Below are 16,970 nucleotides of genomic sequence, written 5' to 3'. Positions count from 1 at the left end.
GCCACTCCCAGCCCGGCGACCCGTCCGCCCGGCGCCGACCAGCCCGCGGGCTCGCCCGCTCAGTCCGGGGGCTCCAGGAACAGCGCGGAGAGTTTCGGCAGGCGGCGACGCATCTCGTCCTCGTTGTCGAAGTCCCACAGGTCGTTGACGGCGGGACGGTTGGGGGCCGCGTCGCCGGGCGGCAGCGGCTGGCCGGTGGCCTGCTCGTAGGCGAGCGCCGCGATGCCGAGCACCTCCTCCGCCTCGAAGACCGCGCCGGTGTCCGCCGCCGCCTTGATCACCACCACGTTGGCCAGCACGTCGGGCGACTGGACCGCGGCGGCCACCGCCTTGCGGCCGTGCGCGATGAGCCAGCCCCGGAACGCGTCGAAGCCGGACTCGTCGGCGCCACTGTTGATCAAGTAGGCCGCGGCCCACAGATCCTCCGTGCCGGAGGCGGCCATCACCTTGTCCAGGTGGCGGGCCCAGGCAACGATCTCCTCCGGATCACGCGTGGCCAGATCGGCGACGGCACGCTCGGCCACCTCGGCGGGGGACGCCGGCTTCGTCGCCGTCGCGCGGTCGATGACCGCCCAGAAATCGTCGGTTCGCATGCGCAGATCCTGCCAGTGCCCTACGACACTTCGCCCGCGGCACGGACCGTGGCGACCCGCCGACCACCCGAACGGCGGCCCGGCCGGGAGCCGCCCGCCGACCACCCGGACGGCCGCACGGCCGGGATCGGCCCGCCGACCACCGGAACGGCGGCGCGGACGGGAGCGGCAGGATGGACTGATGCGGCCGATCACCCTGCCCGACGTTCCGTACGACGCCACCGCCGTACGCCCGGAATGGCCGGACCTGCCGGAAAGCGTGCGCAAAGCGATCACCTCGCGCCTCGGCTCCCCGGTTTCCGCCGCGCGCAGCGCAGGCGGCGGTTTCACCCGTGCCTTCGCCGCCGTCCTGCACACCGAGGCCGGGACCAGCGCCTTCGTCAAGGCAGCGCCGCTGAGCGACCCCACCGCCCAGTGGTACGCCCGGGAGGCGGCGATCACCGCGGCCCTCCCGCCGGAGGTGACCGCGGCCCGGCCGCTCTGGACGATGACCGATTCCGGTTGGTACGTGCTGGCCCTGGCGGCGATCGACGGCAGCATCCCGGCGCTGCCGTGGTCCCCGGCCGACCTCGACGCCACGTTGCGCACCTGGTCGGCCGCGGCGACCGCGCTCGCCTACCCGGCGCCGGCGCTGACCGCGGTCGGCCTGCCCACCCTGCCGGCCATCCTCCGCGACGAGATGTCCTGGTGGTCGCGGATCGCCAAGCGCCGGGAGCCGATGCCGGAACCGGCCCGGGACACGATCGCGCCGAGCCGCCTCACCGAGCTGGCGAAGCTCGAACGCGCCCTGCCCGAGCTCGCCGCCGGGGACGCGATGATGCACGGTGACCTGCGGTTGGACAACGTGCTGATCGACCGGGACGGCCGGGCCTGGCTCTGCGACTGGACCTGGCCGTGCCTCGGCGCGCCCTGGTTCGACACGGTGACCCTGCTGGTCAGCGCGTATGCCAGCGGATTGGACACGGACGCGGTGCTGCGGGCGTGGGGTGCTCCGGACGAGGGGGTGGACGGCGCGCTGGCCGCTTTGTCTGGGTATTGGCTGGTCCGGGCCGGTGACGGGCCGAGCAGCGCGTCGCCGCACAGCCGTCAGCATCAGCGCTTCAGCGGCCTCCAGGCGCTCGCCTGGCTCACCGAGCGCCGGGGCTGGGCCGCCGCGGGCGAAAAGCAGCGCCGGGGCTGGCCCACCACGCGCGGGAAGCGAGGCCGGGGCTGATGCCGCCACGCGCGGGAAGCAAGGCCGGGGCTGATGCCGCCACACGCGGGAAGCGAGGCCGATTCGGGCGCTGACCGGAGTCGTTTTGGCGGCTCGGAGGCGTACTGGTAGTCTGGATCCTCGCGTGTGGTGACACGCTGTTGTCCCCCGCACCCGGCCTCGCCGGAGGGGAACGACCGCGCGGTGACCATTCGCTCGAGACAATTTCCGCTCTAGTCAGGACAAGGCTGTCGCGTGGCGAACATCAAGTCCCAGATCAAGCGCAACCGGCAGAACGAGAAGGCCCGTCTGCGCAACAAGTCGGTCAAGTCTTCGCTGAAGACCGTGATCCGCAAGCTTCACGAAGCGAGCGACGCGGGCAACAACGAGACCGCGACCACCCTGCTGCGTGACGCCTCGCGTCAGCTCGACAAGGCTGTCAGCAAGGGCGTCATCCACAAGAACCAGGCGGCCAACCGCAAGTCGGCCATCGCCAAGAAGATCGCCTCGCTGTCCGCCTGATCCTTTCTGGATCAGATCGGCGGTCGCATCCGTGCGACCGCTGGCTCCGCCCGCCGGCGGGCGGGCAGAACGACGAAACCGGGCATCGCTGGACCCTCACGGTCCGCGCGGTGCCCGGTTCGTTTCATTTGCGGGTACGTCGTGAGCACCCGGCCGACGTGACGCTGCGCTCATTCTCCCGGTGGCACTGCGAACGTTCTCCCCGTGACGCTGCGAACATTCGCCCGGTGACGCTGCGCCCATTCGACGAGTGACGCTGCGCTCATTCGAGTCGGCATGCCGTGAGCCGCGCCGCGATCCTGGCCGAGGGCTACCTCGCGTGCGGTCACGGCGGGGACCGGGCCTACCGCCGTACCCACGAAATCGCGCGAAGCGCAAGAAAAGCAACGACCTCGCGCGAAAGCCGCCCGAGGTCGTTTCGACAAAGCTGGTCGCTGTCAGTGACGGCAGACCGGGTCGTTCCGGTGGATCCGGCCGCTATTCGTAGCGACGGACCGCCGACTGCCGGGCCATCTGCTGGCGAACGTCGAGCTCTTCGGACCAGGGGCGCCGCACCGGCGCCGTGTTCACCACCGGCCCCGGCTGCTCCGGCGGCATCTCCGGCACGCCGGAACGACGGCCGTAACCGTTCTCCGGCGGGAACCAGGTGACCGCGGTCGGCCGCGCCCCGGCGTCCACCGGCGGGGAAACCACCGGCGTCCGCACTCGCGGCGGCGGCCACTCGGCCGGCTGACCACCGCCACGCGGCCACTCGGCCGGCTGACCGGCACCGCGCGGCCACTCGGCCGGCTGCCCACCGCCGTGCGGCCACTCGGCGGCATGACCGCCGCTGCGCGGCCGGTGCGTGTGGCGCTCGCGCTGGACCACGGCGCGGGCCGCGACCGGCTCGGTCACCGGCGCGGGCGGCGCCAGCCACCCGGCCACCAGGTCGTTGAACTTCACCATGACCGCGACCGCGGCCGGCAGCACCAGCACCCCCCACCAGCTGACCAGCTCGGCCAGGGCGAGCAGGGCGCCCAGCGCGAGCGCGCCCTCCAGGAAGACGAAGCAGAGCAGCCCGCCGGGGCTGAGGTGGCGCAGGCCCAGCATCCGGGCGTAGAGCGGCTGGTGCGCGGCGCCGGCCCGGCGCGAACGAACTGTCCTGGTCATCGGGCACCACCGCTCCGCCGCGCCGCGGCGACCGCGAAGACGGCTTGTTCCAGCGCGAAGCCGCGGTCCTCGGCGCCACCCTTGACCGCGGCGTTGCAGACGGCGGCCGCGCGCATCGCGTCGACCAGGCCGTCCGGTGTCCAGCCGCGGCTGCGCTCCTGAGCCCGCTGGATCTTCCAGGCCGGCATGCCGAGCGTGCTCGCCAACTGGTACGGATTGCCCTTCCCGGCCGAGGCGACCCGCGCCACCGTCCGCACGCCGTCGGCCAGCGCGTCCGCGATCGGCACCGGGTCGACACCCACGTGCATCGCCCAGCGCAGCGCCTCGAGCGCGCCCGGCAGGTCGCCGACCATCGCCGCGTCCGCCACCGTGAAGCCGCTGACCTCGGCCCGGCCCTTGTAGTAGCGCGCGACGACCGCCTCGGTCACCTTGCCGTCGGTGTCGGCGATCAGCTGGGAGCAGGCCGCCGCGATCTCCCGCAGGTCGTTGCCGACCGCGGCGAGCAGCGCGGCCGCGGTCGCCTCGTCGCACCAGCCGCCGGAGCGGCGGAACTCGTCGCGGACGAAGGCTATCCGCTCCCGGTCGCCCTTGAGCTTCATCACCGGGACGACGGTGGCGCCGGCTTTCTGCAGGCCGTCGGCGAACGCCTTGCCCTTGGCGCCGCCCGGATGAGTGACGATCAGGGTGACCTCGGGGTCCGGGTTCTTCGCATAGGCCAGCAGGACGGCGACGAGCTCCTTGCGCGCGTCCTGACCGTTGCGGAGGACCAGCGCGCGGCGCCCGCCGAACAGGGACGGGCTGAGCATCTCGGCGACCTCGCCCGGATTGAGCTGGCCGGCTTCATATTCCCGGACATCCGCGCCGGGGTCGGCAGCGCGCGCCGCGTCCACCGCCGCGGTGACGGCACGGGCGGAGAGGAGTTCCTCATCGCCTTGGACGAGCAGCAACGAGGGTGGTGGCGCGGCGTTCACGGGAGCCATATTCGCACGTCCCACTGACAATCCCGCGGGCCTCACTCTTCAGCGCAGCCGAAAGGATCACTGAACGCGAAACCAGACATATCGTCACACAAGCATGCATCTGCGGACGTGGCCTGCGATGTTGTCTCGTAGGCCACGCACTCCCGCCCGGCGATCCACGGGCGTGGCCGGCCCGGAAAATCGCGATCCGGGCCCGGGCATGTCGGGCGCGTTACGCGAACCGCTTGGCGACCCTGCGACCCAGCGACTGGAACGGCAGCTCGATCAGGCGGTAGCAGAGCCAGCTCACCAGCAGCGTGCCGGCCAGATAGACGAGGAGCACGCCGATCCGGGCCGGGATCCCCTCGCTCCGCGACTCGACCAGCCAGGTGCCGAACGTGCGGAGCAGGAACATGTGGGTCAGGTAGATCGAGTAGCTGACCGTCCCGATCCAGCCCACCCACCCCGGGATCGGCAGGTTCCGGCCCGCCATGCCCAGCCCGAAGACCGCCAGCGCCAGCACCACCGCGCCCAGCCAGGAGTTCCGGGCCGCCGCCCCGGTGATGGCGACCATGTCCCAGATGTGGCCGTATTGGAACGCCGCGAAGACCGACGCGGCGAGCACCGCGGCGACCGCCGTGACCGCCCGGCCCACGCTGATCTGGCCCTGCTCGGCGCGGTACAGCGCGGTCCCGGTGAACATCAGGGCCAGGATGATGAAGCCCTCCCACGGCCCGTTCTCCTGGTTCGTGCCGAGCAGGCCGAGCACCAGCGCGACCAGCAGCACCGCCCCGCCGATCACCACCGCCATCCGGCGGCTGCTCACCGCGACGATCCCGGCGAGCATGACGACGGCCGTGACGATCACCAGGTTGCGCAACTCCAGCGGGTTGCTGTTCAGCATCCGGGCCGGCAGGACGTTGCCCAGCGCGACGGCGGCGGCCGACAGCAGCACCGCGATCTCCGCGCTGAACCGGTGCACGCCGAACAGGAACACGGCCGTGACCAGCATGTAGAACATCATCTCGTAGGTCAGCGTCCAGAACTGGACCTGGATGCCCACGCCGTTGTGCATGTCCTGCAGCATCGTCAGGTGACTCAGCAGCGTCGTGCCCGGGTGCTCGTGGAACGCCCGCGGCGTGGCCTTCGGCTTCCACACCGACAGCAGCAGGACGGCGCCGATCACGAACAGGTACGCCGGGTAGAGGCGGAACATCCGGCCGATCCAGAAGTGCCGGATATTGCCCCGGCGCTCGATCGAGGCGGGCACGATGTAACCGCTGACCATGAAGAACAGCGCGACGCCGAAGAAACCGGCGTGCGCGAACGGCCGGGTCGCCTGCTTCAGGCCCGGCGCCAGGTAGTCCGTGGCGTGCTCGAAGACCACCGCCAGGACGGCCAGCGCGCGCAACGCGTCCAGCCAGCGCAACCGGCTCGCCGGGCGGACGGCCGGCGCCGGCGCGGGCGCGAGAGGCGCCGCATCGGGGACACGGATCAGAAGCTGGGTGTCGGCATGCGGGGACTCGGTCGGCACCCACGGGAGACTAATGAGATCCACAGCCTCCGCAAAGTTGACCTACAAAAATGTCAGGTTAATGAGATCAACCTGACGCTCGGTCACCGTCGGACACTCCCGGCTCGATCTCACGCTCAGTTGTCGGCCGCTCCCCTCGACGTCACCGCGAGCCGGTCGCCGGACACGACCACCGCCAGGTCGCCGGAGACATCGGTGCGCATCACCCGGGCCCCGTCCCGCGAAAGCCGGGCCAGCAGCGACGCGTTCGGATGCCCGTAGTCGTTGTCCGCCCCCACCGAGACCAGCGCGATCGCCGGATCCACCGCGTCCAGGAACCCGGGCGACTGCAGCGCGCTGCCGTGATGCGCGACCTTCAGCACGTCCGCCCGCAACGCCGCCGCGCCGAGCCGCTCGACCAGGTCGTTCTGCTCCTCGGTCTCGGCGTCACCGGCCAGCAGCACCGTCCGCCCGGCCACCGTCGCCCGCAGCACCAGCGAGTTGTTGTTCGGATCCGAATTGGTCCCGTGCATCGGATCCAGAGGCCCAAGAGCTTCCAAGATCAAACCCTGCTTGGCGTACGACCACCCGGGCCCGACATTCCACACCGGCGCCCCCGCCCGGCCCGCGGACTCCGCGACCTGCCGGCGCCCGCCCGCCGGCTCGGGCCAGTCCGGACCGGTCACCGCCGCCACCGGCCGCCCGCGGAACAGTCCCGTCACCCCGCCGATGTGATCCGCGTGATAGTGGCTGACCACGAACAACACCACCCGCCGGACCCCGAGCCGGCGCAGACACCCGTCCACCGGATCCGGCTCCGGGCCGGCGTCCACCACCACCGCCTGCCCGTCGCCGGCCGGCAGCACGATCGCGTCGCCCTGCCCCACCGAGCAGGCCACCACCAGCCAGCCCGGCGGCGGCCAGCCGGAGGCGAACAGGCGCACCGGCAGCGCGCCGAGCACCGCGCACGCCGCCACCACCGCGGCCAGCTTGCGGACCACCGCCCGCCGGGCCGCGACCAGGACCGCCACCGTGAGCCCGGCCAGCAGCAACGCCCCGGCCACCCCGTCCGGCCAGGGCAGCGCGCCGACCGGCACCCGCGCCCCGATCCGGGCGACCAGCACCAGCCACGCGGCCGGCCAGTGCGCGAGCCAGGCGGCGAACGCCGCGCCGGCCGGCCAGACCGGGGAGAGCAGCGCCGCACCCACCCCGAGCAGCGTGGCCGGGGCGATCGCCGGCACCACGATCAGGTTCGCCGGCACCGCGACCAGGCTGACCGTGCCGGACAGCCCGGCGATCACCGGCCCGCAGGCCACCTGCGCCGCGGCCGGCACGGCCAGCGCCTCCGCGGCGCCGGGCGGCCAGCCGCGCGCCCGCAGCCCGTCCCGCCACACCGGGGCGAGCAGCAGCAGACCCGCCGTGGCCAGCACCGACAGCGTGAACCCGGCGTCCGCGGCCAGCTCCGGATCGGCGAGCAGCAGCAGCGCGGCGGCCGCGGCCAGCGCCGGAACCGCCGCCCGCGGCCGCCCGGAAGCGAGCCCGAGCAGCCCGATCGCACCCATCGCGGCGGCCCGGATCACACTCGGCGACGGCCGCGCCAGGATCACGAACCCGACCAGCGCCAGCCCGCACACCGCCGCGCAGAGCAGCGGCCCGGCCCCGGTCCGCCGGACCACGAAGAGGATGACCCCCAGGATGATCGCGACGTTGGACCCGCTGACCGCGTTCAGATGCGTCATGCCGGTCGCCTGGAAGTCAGCCGCCAGGCCCGGATCGAGCCGGCTCGTGTCGCCGACGACCAGGCCGGGGAGCAGCCCGCCGGAGTCGTCCGGGAGCGGCTCGCAGGCCCGCTGCAGCCCGGCGCGGAGCACCCCGGCGGCGCGCTGGGCCCAGGAGGGCTCGCCGACCAGGACGGGTGGTTTGCGCGCGGAGAGGACGGCGGCGCGCAGGTCGCCGGGGCGCGGCGGCATCAGCTTGCCGGTGGCGGTCACGTGCTGGCCGGGGAGCAGGGAGCGCCAGCCCGGGTCGGCGCCCAGCACCAGCGCCCGGGCGGAGAGCCGGATCGGATCACCGCCGTCGGTGGGCCGGACCCGCTCCAGCTCGACCGCGAGCAGGTAGGTCGGTGGGCCCGGAGTCCCGGTCAGCGCGCGCGGATCGTCCCGGACGACCGCATTCACCTCGACCGGGTCGCCGGACTCGATGAGGGCGACCAGGGGTGGGGCTTCGCGGACGCTGACCCTGGCCGCGGTGGCCAGGGCACCGCAGGCCGCGCCGAGCGTGACGGCGACCGCGATCCAGCGCAGCGCCGCCCATGGTGCGGGTGCTGGGTCGCCCTCGTTGCTCGCCTGGCCTGCTTCCTTGCCTTTCCCCCTCGCCCGCCCTCCCGCCGCCTCCTCCGCCTTGTTCCCGCTATTCGTTTTGTCCGCTTTGCCAGCCGCCACGCCGGCCCAGCCACCTGCCAACCCGGCCCTGCCAGCCGCCACGCCGCCCCCGCCAGCCGCCACCCCGACCCCGACCCCGCCAGCCGCCACGCCGGCCCCGCCAGCGGCCACCCCGCGCCCGCCAGCCGCCACGCCGCCCCCGCCAGCCGCCGTCCGGGCGATGGCTGCCGCCGCCCCGCCCTTACCGGCCGCCTCCGCAGCGATGCTTCTCGCAGAGCCGACCAGAGCGCCCACGCCGGCGAGAAGCAGCGCCACCACGCCGACGAGCAGCCCTTTCCCGGCAGCCAGATGCAACGCACCCAGCGCCGCGAGCCAGACCCCCACCATGAACCCGACCAGCCGCAAATCCGGCGACGCCCTCCCCCGCGCAGCCCTCCCCCGCGCGGCCTTCCCTCGCTCTGCCCTCGCCCGCCCCTCCGGCCGAGGCGACCGCGGGCTGGACGCGAGCCGGGGTCGCGGTGGCCGGGACGGACGCGGGGACGAAAGCGAGCTGGGCGCGGGCCGCGGCGTCAGTGGCGTTGACGTTGGCGGGGACGGGCTGAGCCCGGGCCGGGACCCTGGTGGCAGCGGCCGTGGGAATGGGCTGGGCGCGGGCCGGGACCGCGGTGGCAGCGGCGGTGGGGACGGGCTGGGCGTGGGTCGAGGGCGCGGTCGCTGGGGTGCGGGTGGGGTGGTCATACGGTGACCAGGTCTTTCAGCTGTTCGTAGCGGGCGTCGCCGATGCCGTCGACCTTGCGTAGGTCGCTGACTGCCCGGAAGCCGCCCTGGGCGTCGCGCGCGTCCAGGATCCGCTGGGCCAGGACCGGGCCCACGCCGGGCAGAGTGTCCAGCTGGGCGGTGGTCGCCGTGTTCAGGTTGATCAGGCCGCCGGTGGCTCCGGCCGCCCCCGTGGCGGCCGGGGCCGGCGCGGTCGTGGTGCCGGGTGGCAGGGTGACGCCGACCATGATGAGTTCGCCGTCGGTGACCTTGCGGGCCAGGTTGAGGCCGGCCACGTCGACTCCCGGCTCCGCGCCGCCGGCCGCGGTCAGCGCGTCGGCCACCCGGGCGCCCGGGGCGAGGTGGACCAGGCCGGGCTTGCGTACCTTGCCGCCGACCGCGACCACCACCTCGGCCGGGCTGCCGCCGGCCGCGCCGACCTGGCCGGTACCGACGCCGGTGCCGCTGCCGGCCGTGCCCGCCTGGCCGTTGACCCCGTTGACCCCGTTGACGCCGGTGCCACCCGCGCCTGCCCCGCCCACCCCGTCCGCCGTGCTTGCCGGAGTTCCGCCGAGACCCGGCGCGACCGGATCGACCCGGGGCCGGGTCCGCCAGGCCAGGAACGCCGCGACCAGAGCGACCACCACCGCGACCACGGCCAGCGCCCGGACGCCGGGCCGGCCGGGGTCGAAGGCGCGCAGCCACTTCCGCGGGCCTTCATCGTCGTCGAAGGCGCCCTTGCCGGGGAGCTCCGGGGGCTCCTCGACCTTCCAGGAGTACCGCTCGTCGAACGGCTCCGTCCAATCCCGCCCGGACGCCACCGCGCCCGGCCCCGGGCCGGCGGAGTCCACGGAAATCCGGGAAGGCAGCGGAGCGCCGCCGGCCCCGTCAGCTCCGCCAGGCAGACCACGCCCATCACTCCTCGATCCCACGAAACCATCCGAACCGGCGGGGTCAGGAACGCCGCCCGACCCGTAAATCCCGGCAGAAGCGCCGCCGCCGCTCGAGACATACAAGCCCCCGTCGCCGAAGAGCCCGGCGAGACGACTCGCGGAAGCGCCGTCAGCCCGCCCCCGCACCAGCTGAACGGAATCGCCCGGCTCCCCGGGCGGAGCGCCCCCTGACAAGGCCGGGCCACCCGAATAGAGCGGGTCACCCGACGGGGCAGGGCCGCCCGAATAGAACGGGTCACCAGACCAGGCCGGGCCGCCCGAATTGAGCCCGCCGGGAGACCCGGGGTCGTCGATCTCGGACCAGGCCGGCACGATGTCCGACCATCGCAACGGCCCGCCACTGGACGCCAGCTCACCCCGCCCCGCCGGCCCGGGGTGCAGCGCCCGCATCCGGGCCGCCACGACATCGTCGGTATCCTTCGCCTCTCGCACGGGGTCGAAGTCTGGGACCTCGGCCCGGGCAGTGCCGGCGAGCCTGTGGACAGACCGGCGCTGTGGACAACCGCCACGATCTCCCCCGCTCTGCTAAGGACAGCCCGTGACCGAAGAAGAGGCGATCATCCGGCTACGTGCCGCGGGCTGCGTCTTCGCCGAGGACGAAGCCGCGGTGCTGACCGAGGCCGCGGCCGAAGCGGCCGCGCCGGAGGACCACCTCGCCGCGCTGGTCGCCCGCCGGGTGGCCGGCGAGCCCTTGGAACAGGTCGTCGGTTACGCGGACTTCGCCGGTGTCCGGGTCCGGCTCCGCCCGGGCGTCTTCGTCCCACGGGTCCGCAGCGAGCTCCTGGTCCAGGTGGCCGCGGACGAGGCCGGACGGCACCCGGATCCGCTGGTGGTGGACCTGTGCTGCGGCTCCGGCGCGCTGGGGCTGGCGGTCCGGCACCGGGTGCGGGTCACCCTGCACGCCGCCGACCTGGACCCGGTCGCGGTGGCCTGCGCGCGGGACAACCTCGGCGGGAACGTGTACCAGGGTGACCTCTTCGACGCCCTGCCGCCGGAGCTCGAGGGCCGGATCACGGTCCTGCTCGCGAATGTGCCCTACGTCGCCACCCGGCACCTCCCGTTCCTGCCCGCCGAGGCCCGCGACCACGAGCCGGCCACCGCGCTCGACGGCGGCGAGGACGGTCTGGCGGTGTTCCGATCGGTGCTCGGGAGAACAAAGTCTTGGCTGGCCCCCGGGGGGCTGCTGCTGTCCGAGATCACCGACGCCCAGGTCGAGGCCGCGATCGCCGCGGTCGATGGGAACGGATTGACGGCCGCCGTGATCACCGACGATGATCTCGACGCCCGAGTGATAACCGCGAGACGATAGGCAGCGTTGTGGGGCTGTTCCACAGGGTCGCCCGCGCCCGGCTGGCCAGCCGGGTCCTTCGGCGTCTGCGCCGCGCGGGCGGCACCGGCGCGCGGTATCACTCGGCGGCGTTCGAGGTCCGGTTCACCCGCCCCGGCGAGGACGAGCCGATCATCCTGCCGCTCGGTCCGCTACTCGGCCGCAAGCGGCGTGAGCTGCGCGAATACCTGAACGGCATCCTTCGTACCGGAAATCTTCCGGAGGATTGGGCGAAGGCCGCGCCGATGCTGCGGCCGATTCTCCGGGGCGGCACGCCGGGTGCGCCGCTGCGCCGCCCGGCCCTGCCGTTCCTCGCCGAGTTCGTGGTGGTCGATCATCCCGACACCATGACGTACGTGACCCCGGCGCAACTCACGTCCTGGCAGGTCACCGCCGAGCAGCTGTTCGACGCCGCCCGGGCCAACCTGCCCGGGGCGGTGCTGCACGGCAGTCCGGCGGACCGGCCGGTGGTGGTGCGGTTCGTCGACGACGGGGACGCCTACTGGACCTCGCACCTGCTGCTTCCGGGGTGGCTGGACCGGCTCGCCGGGCAGGTCGGCGGCCGTCCGGTCGCGTTCGCCCCGGAGCGTGGGACGTTGCTGGTCGCCGCCGACGACGCGGACCTGTTGCCGGCGTTGTTCGTGCGCGCGGAGGAGATCTACGCGAAGTCGTCGCGGTCGCTGACCCCGATGGCGTACGTCGGTGACCAGGCCGGCCGCACGATCCCCTACCCCGCGCCGCCCGGCCACCCGCTGCATCACGCGGTGGCCCGGGCCGAGCGGATCCTGGCCGTCGAGGAGTACAACCGGCAGGCCGCCGAGCTGCCGGACGCCGCCGGGCTGCGGCTGACCGGCTCGGACGAGGAGGGCTGGCGCACCCAGGCGTTGTGGCCGCGGGACGCCCCGATCCTGCTGCCGGCCGCCGACGAGGTGCTGCTGGGCGAGGGCCGGGTCGTCCCGTGGACCGATCTGGAGCTGACCCGGGCCGACGGGACGGGTCCGGAGCGCTGGCGAGCGGAGAGCTGGCCCGGCTAGTCGCGCCGGTGCACGATCACCCCGGCCAGCCCCGGCCCGGTGTGTGCCGCCACCACCGCCCCCACCTCGGTGAGGTAGCAGTCCCGCAGCCGGTCGCCGAGGCGCATGGTGATCGCGTCCACCAGCGCGGTGGCCCGCTCCGGGGTCCCGAGGTGGTGCACCGCGATGTCGGCCTCGCCGGGCCCGGCCGCTTCCACGGCGAGGTCGACGAGGCGGCTCAGTGCCCGCCCGGCCGTCCGCACCTTGTCGCGCACCACGACGGCGCCGTCCACCACGTGCAGGATCGGCTTGACCGAGAGGGCGGTGCCGAGCAGTGCGGACGCCGCTCCGATCCGGCCGCCGCGGCGCAGGAACTCCAGCGTGTCGACGTAGAAGAGGGTGCTGACGCGTTGCGCGTGGTCGGCGGCCACCCGCCGTACCGAAGCAAGATCTTGACCTTGATCGGCCGCCGCCGCGGCGGCGAGTGCCGGGAAGCCCAGGCCCATCGCCGCGGTGCCGCTGTCGACCACCTGGACCAGCGGGCCGATCTCGGCGGCCGCCAGCTGGGCGGCCTCGAAGGTGCCGGACAGCTTGGCGGACAGGTGCACCGAGACGACGCCGTCCGCCCCGTTGTCGAGCAGGCGGCGGTAGACGTCGACGAACTGGGACGGGGCGGGCCGGGAGGTGCTGACCGAGGAGCGGCGGCCGCCGAGCGCCCGGGCCACCTCGGCCGGGGAGATCTCCAGGCCCTCGAGACCGTCCCAGCCGTTGATCACGACGGTGAGCGGCACGATGGTCAGCTCATACCGCCCGCTGAGCTCGGCGGGCAGATAGGCGGTGGAATCGGTGACGACCGCGATGGTCATGCACGAACTCTACTGATGGCGGGCCCGTCCGTGATCAGCCCGGTGTGACCGAGGACACCAGGAACGGCTCACCCTGCTGGCAGGTGGACATCATGCCGGGCTGCGGGACGCCGGTGACCTGCACCTTGCTGCCCGGAGTGGCCGCGGAGCGCAGCGCCGGGTCGGCGAAGACGAGCAGGTGGGTGCCGCCGGCGGGCTCGTTCAGGAGCACGCAGTTCGGCTCGACACCGGAGGCGATCGTGCCGGTGATCGTGGTGCTGCTGCCGGCCGCCGGCTTTCCGGGCTTGGTGACCCCCGGAAGAGCGGACGACGACGTGGCCTCGGGGAGCGCGGACGGCGACACCGCGGCCGAGGGCGCCGAGCCGGCCGAGGTCGACCCGGTGTCCTGCGAGTTCGCACAACCCGCGACGAGCAGCAGGAACAGGGCGGTGGGTAGGACGGTTCGACGGATCATGGCGGTTGGACGCTCCCGGGCGCTGGTCGGTTCCGTCAGACTGCGGGCGGGATCGGCCGCTCGGCGGCGACCCCCACGTTGTACGACTCCAACTGCCACCCGCGGGCGTCGTCGTCGGTCAGCTCGGCCCAGTGGCAGTTCCGCAGGCCGCGCAGGGTGCGCACGGGCTCGCCGGGCCAGCCGAGCAGGTGCCCGATGCCCTGCCGGGCGGCGCCGCCGTGGGTGGCCACCACGACCAGGCCCCCGGGCGCCCGCCGAGCCGCGTCCTGCAGCCCGTCGCACACCCGTTTGCCCAGGTCGTCGAGGGTTTCCACGTCGCCACCGACGACGTCCGCACCGGCTCGCCAGCGGGCGAACTCGGCGGGCCGGCGGGCCGCCACCTCGGCGGTGGTCAGGCCCTGCCAGGCGCCGAAGGACCGCTCACGCAGCCGCTCGTCGTGGCTGACGGGCAGCCCGGTGAGCGCGGCCAGCGCGGCCGCGGTGTCGGCGGCCCGGCTCAGGTCACTGGCGACGATCGCGTCCGGCCGCAGCCCGGCCAGCAACGCCGCCGCCTCGGCGGCCTGCCGGCGGCCGAGGTCGTTCAGCGGCACGTCGGTCTGCCCCTGGACCCGCGTTCCCGCGTTCCAGTCGGTGTTGCCGTGCCGCCAGACGATGAGGCGGGTGGTCACGAAGCGTCGGCGGCCGCCGCGCCCGCGTCGGCCAGATCGCGGTCGACGAACGGGACGATCGGGCAGTCCTTCCACAGCTTGTCGAGGGCGTAGAACTCGCGCTCCTCGGCGTGCTGGACGTGGACCACGATGTCGACGTAGTCCAGCAGGACCCAGCGGCCCTGCCGCTCGCCCTCGCGCCGCACCGGCTTCGCCTTCTCCGGCAGGTTGACCAGAGCTTCCTCGATGGCGTCGACGATCGAGACCACCTGGCGCTCGTTGGAGGCCGAGGCGATGACGAAGGCGTCGGTGATCGCGATCTGGTCGCCCACGTCGATGACGGAGATGTCCTGCGCCTTCTTGTCGGCAGCGGCCTGTGCGGCCGCCATCGCCAGTTCGTAGGCGCGCTCGTTAATCGTCAAAAGAGTCCCCTCGGTCGGCTTCAGCTGGGCTCAAGTCTCTCACGCGGGTCCGACAATCCCCGAGTCCCGATACAGCCCCCGCTTGTTGATGTATTGCACGACACCGTCCGGCACCAGGTACCACACCGGGAGACCGCCGGCGACCCGCCGCCGGCAGTCGCTGGAGGAGATCGCCATCGCCGGGACCTCGACCAGCGTCACGCTGTCGGCCGGCAGGTTCGCCGCGGAGAGCTCGAAGCCCGGCCGGGTCACCCCGATGAAGTGCGCCAGACCGAGCATGGTCAGGGCGTCCCGCCAGGACATGATCCGGGACAGGGCGTCGGCGCCGGTGATGAAGTACAGCTCGGCGGACTGGCCGTAGACGGCCCGCATGTCCCGGAGCGTGTCGACGGTGTAGGTGGGCCCGTCCCGGTCCAGGTCCGCGCGACTGACGTGGAAGCGCGGGTTGGACGCGGTGGCGATGACCGTCATCAGGTAACGGTCCTCGGCCGGCGAGACCCGGCCCTTCTCGTACGGCTGCCCGGTCGGGACGAACATCACCTCGTCCAGCTGGAAGCGGGACTGCACCTCGCTCGCCGCGACCAGGTGGCCGTGGTGGATGGGGTCGAACGTCCCACCCATGATCCCGATGCGCCTGCCAGACATCGCAGCAGAATAGCGGGGGCTCAGCCGTCGAGCCGTTTCCGTACCGCGGTCAGCAGGTCATTGGCCGTGAACGGCTTCTCCAGCAGCTCCACGCCCGGGTCCAGGGTCCCCTGCGAGGCCAGCACCGGCTGCGCGTAACCGGACATGTAGAGCACCCGGGTCGACGGCCGCGCCCCGGTCAGCCGCTCGGCCAGCTCCTTGCCCAGCATCCCGGGCATCACCACGTCGCTGAGCAGCAGGTCGATCTGCCCACTGTGCCCGGCGGCCACCTCCAGCGCGTTCGTGCCGCAGTCCGCGGTGATCACCCGGTAGCCGGCGCCGGTCAGGATCCGGCCGGCCACGTCGCGCAGCGCGTCCTCGTCCTCGGCGACCAGGACCGTCTCGCCGTGCCCGGCGGTGGCGGCCGGCGTGCCCTCGTCCTCCTGGTGCACCGCCTCCTCGCCGGCCGGCAGCAGCACGGTCACGGTGGTGCCCAGGCCCGGCTCGCTGGCCAGGCCGACCTCGCCGCCGGCCTGGTTGACCACGCCGTACACGGTGGCCAGGCCGAGACCGGTGGCCTCGCCCTTGGGCTTGGTGGTGAAGAACGGGTCGAAGGCCCGGTCCAGCACGTCCGGGGTCATGCCGTCGCCGGAGTCGCAGACCCGCAGCCGGACCTGGTCGTCCAGCCGGTGCGTGTCGATCACCAGGTTGCCGCCGGACGGCATCGCGTCCCGGGCGTTCTTCGTCAGGCTGACCAGCACCTGCTCGATCTGGCCCGGGTCGAAGGTGACCGAGGGCAGATCCGGGCCGGGCCGGAAGATCAGCGTGATGCTCCCGCCCAGCGACTCGCGGAGGTTCGCCTCCAGCTCGCCGATCCGCGCGTTCAGATCGATCGGCTGGGGCCGGACCACCTCGCGGCGGGCGAAGGCGAGCAGCTGATGGGTGAGGTCGGTGCCGCGGGTGCCGGCCCGGACCACCTGCTGGGCGTCCGCGATGATCGCCTTGAGGTCCGGTGCCGGGGTCTCGGCCTCCTCGATCACGAAGTTCGCGTAGTTCAGGATCACGCCGAGCATGTTGTTGAAGTCGTGCGCGATGCCACCGGCCAGCTGGCCCAGGCTCTCCAGCCGCTGGCTGCGGTGGAGCTGGGTCTCGGCCCGGAGCTTGGCCTTCTCGTCCTCGGCCCGGAGCCGGTCGGTCAGGTCGCGGACCACCGCGACCGCGAGACGGCCCTGCGGCGTCTCGACGATCGTGGTGGACGACTCGATCGGGAACTCGGTGCCGTCGCGGCGGCGGGCGCTGGTCATCACCGTCCCGATCGAGCCGGGACCGGCCGACCCGATCACCCGGCGCCGTTCCGGCAATATCGCCCGGGACTCCGCGGTCAGCAGTACGTCGATCGACTGGCCGACGAGCTCGGTGCCCGGCCAGCCGTACATCTGCCCGGCGCGGTCGTTGACCAGCACGATCCGTGTGTCGTCGAGGACCAGGATCGCGTCCGGTGCGGCCTGCAGCAGGCCGCTGGAAAGTTCAGCGGACCATTCCACGCATTCACCCCCGTAGCCACAGGTTACGGGTTCCTTCCGGATAAAACCGGAAAAG

Annotated in this window: 15 protein-coding genes and 1 pseudogene; 4 read left to right on the top strand and 12 right to left on the bottom strand. The window is 73.3% G+C overall.

What is annotated here, in order from left to right:
* Positions 1 to 59: 59 nt before the first annotated feature.
* Positions 60 to 593 carry a DUF4240 domain-containing protein gene (locus tag L3i22_RS06570; protein ID WP_221326090.1) on the bottom strand — a complete coding sequence of 178 codons (534 nt, stop codon included), beginning with the start codon at positions 591 to 593 and terminating at the stop codon, positions 60 to 62.
* A gap of 181 nt (positions 594 to 774) precedes the next feature.
* Between L3i22_RS06570 and L3i22_RS06565 the strand changes: the two genes are divergently transcribed.
* Both L3i22_RS06565 and rpsT read left to right on the top strand, forming a co-directional pair.
* Complete coding sequence (locus L3i22_RS06565; protein ID WP_221326089.1) at positions 775 to 1,806, top strand: phosphotransferase; 1,032 nt, start codon at positions 775 to 777, stop codon at positions 1,804 to 1,806.
* A gap of 234 nt (positions 1,807 to 2,040) precedes the next feature.
* The gene (gene rpsT, locus L3i22_RS06560) at positions 2,041 to 2,307 is read left to right on the top strand and encodes a 30S ribosomal protein S20 (RefSeq protein WP_221326088.1); all 267 of its coding nucleotides are present in this window, start codon (positions 2,041 to 2,043) and stop codon (positions 2,305 to 2,307) included.
* 917 nt (positions 2,308 to 3,224) lie between these two features.
* On the opposite strand, the pseudogene L3i22_RS06555 reads toward rpsT, so the two are convergent.
* The 5 genes and pseudogenes from L3i22_RS06555 to L3i22_RS06535 all read right to left on the bottom strand — a co-directional run.
* A pseudogene (locus L3i22_RS06555) lies at positions 3,225 to 3,456 on the bottom strand (hypothetical protein); the annotation flags it as partial.
* On the bottom strand, positions 3,453 to 4,436 hold the full coding sequence (gene holA / locus L3i22_RS06550) for a DNA polymerase III subunit delta (protein WP_221326087.1): 984 nt from the start codon (positions 4,434 to 4,436) through the stop codon (positions 3,453 to 3,455). The pseudogene L3i22_RS06555 and the gene holA, both read right to left, overlap by 4 nt.
* A gap of 211 nt (positions 4,437 to 4,647) precedes the next feature.
* Positions 4,648 to 5,949, bottom strand: coding sequence for an acyltransferase (locus L3i22_RS06545; protein WP_221326086.1), 1,302 nt, complete (start codon positions 5,947 to 5,949; stop codon positions 4,648 to 4,650).
* Between the two features lie 116 nt (positions 5,950 to 6,065).
* A complete protein-coding gene (locus L3i22_RS06540; RefSeq protein WP_370644526.1) occupies positions 6,066 to 8,480 on the bottom strand; it encodes a ComEC/Rec2 family competence protein in 2,415 nt (804 codons plus the stop codon).
* A gap of 563 nt (positions 8,481 to 9,043) precedes the next feature.
* Complete coding sequence (locus L3i22_RS06535) at positions 9,044 to 9,766, bottom strand: ComEA family DNA-binding protein (protein ID WP_255658654.1); 723 nt, start codon at positions 9,764 to 9,766, stop codon at positions 9,044 to 9,046.
* A gap of 790 nt (positions 9,767 to 10,556) precedes the next feature.
* On the opposite strand from L3i22_RS06535, the gene L3i22_RS06530 reads away from it, so the two are divergent.
* On the top strand, positions 10,557 to 11,327 hold the full coding sequence (locus tag L3i22_RS06530; protein ID WP_221326084.1) for a putative protein N(5)-glutamine methyltransferase: 771 nt from the start codon (positions 10,557 to 10,559) through the stop codon (positions 11,325 to 11,327).
* An 8-nt stretch (positions 11,328 to 11,335) separates the two neighbouring features.
* Positions 11,336 to 12,379 carry a hypothetical protein gene (locus tag L3i22_RS06525; protein ID WP_221326083.1) on the top strand — a complete coding sequence of 348 codons (1,044 nt, stop codon included), beginning with the start codon at positions 11,336 to 11,338 and terminating at the stop codon, positions 12,377 to 12,379.
* Here the strand turns inward: L3i22_RS06525 and L3i22_RS06520 are convergent.
* The 6 genes from L3i22_RS06520 to L3i22_RS06495 are packed head-to-tail and all read right to left on the bottom strand — an operon-like array spanning position 12,376 to position 16,915.
* A complete protein-coding gene (locus L3i22_RS06520) occupies positions 12,376 to 13,224 on the bottom strand; it encodes a DegV family protein (protein ID WP_221326082.1) in 849 nt (282 codons plus the stop codon). The two genes, L3i22_RS06525 and L3i22_RS06520, sit on opposite strands and share 4 nt — an antisense overlap.
* Before the next feature lie 34 nt (positions 13,225 to 13,258).
* A complete protein-coding gene (locus L3i22_RS06515) occupies positions 13,259 to 13,678 on the bottom strand; it encodes a hypothetical protein (protein ID WP_221326081.1) in 420 nt (139 codons plus the stop codon).
* Positions 13,679 to 13,713: 35 nt separating this feature from the next.
* Entirely contained in the window at positions 13,714 to 14,346 is a 633-nt protein-coding gene (locus tag L3i22_RS06510) for a histidine phosphatase family protein (protein WP_221326080.1), read from the bottom strand.
* The gene (gene rsfS / locus L3i22_RS06505; protein WP_221326079.1) at positions 14,343 to 14,747 is read right to left on the bottom strand and encodes a ribosome silencing factor; all 405 of its coding nucleotides are present in this window, start codon (positions 14,745 to 14,747) and stop codon (positions 14,343 to 14,345) included. The genes L3i22_RS06510 and rsfS overlap by 4 nt, the downstream gene beginning before the upstream one ends.
* Before the next feature lie 39 nt (positions 14,748 to 14,786).
* Positions 14,787 to 15,392: a nicotinate-nucleotide adenylyltransferase gene (gene nadD / locus L3i22_RS06500; protein WP_221326078.1), complete on the bottom strand. Its 606-nt coding sequence runs from the start codon at positions 15,390 to 15,392 to the stop codon at positions 14,787 to 14,789.
* Between the two features lie 20 nt (positions 15,393 to 15,412).
* Entirely contained in the window at positions 15,413 to 16,915 is a 1,503-nt protein-coding gene (locus tag L3i22_RS06495; RefSeq protein WP_221326077.1) for a PAS domain-containing sensor histidine kinase, read from the bottom strand.
* Between the last annotated feature and the right edge of the window lie 55 nt (positions 16,916 to 16,970).

The organism is Actinoplanes sp. L3-i22 (assembly GCF_019704555.1).
Classification (GTDB): Bacteria; Actinomycetota; Actinomycetes; order Mycobacteriales; family Micromonosporaceae; genus Actinoplanes.
Note: the sequence above shows the minus strand (reverse complement) of the source record. Positions and strands in the feature narration are given on the sequence as shown.

Bases quoted from the DNA above. Each gene is read 5' to 3' on its own strand.
- L3i22_RS06570 (WP_221326090.1), bottom strand. From the start codon at position 593: ATGCGAACCGACGATTTCTGGGCGGTCATCGACCGCGCGACGGCGACG.
- L3i22_RS06565 (WP_221326089.1), top strand. From the start codon at position 775: ATGCGGCCGATCACCCTGCCCGACGTTCCGTACGACGCCACCGCCGTA.
- holA (WP_221326087.1), bottom strand. From the start codon at position 4,436: ATGGCTCCCGTGAACGCCGCGCCACCACCCTCGTTGCTGCTCGTCCAA.
- L3i22_RS06520 (WP_221326082.1), bottom strand. From the start codon at position 13,224: ATGACCATCGCGGTCGTCACCGATTCCACCGCCTATCTGCCCGCCGAG.
- L3i22_RS06515 (WP_221326081.1), bottom strand. From the start codon at position 13,678: ATGATCCGTCGAACCGTCCTACCCACCGCCCTGTTCCTGCTGCTCGTC.
- nadD (WP_221326078.1), bottom strand. From the start codon at position 15,392: ATGTCTGGCAGGCGCATCGGGATCATGGGTGGGACGTTCGACCCCATC.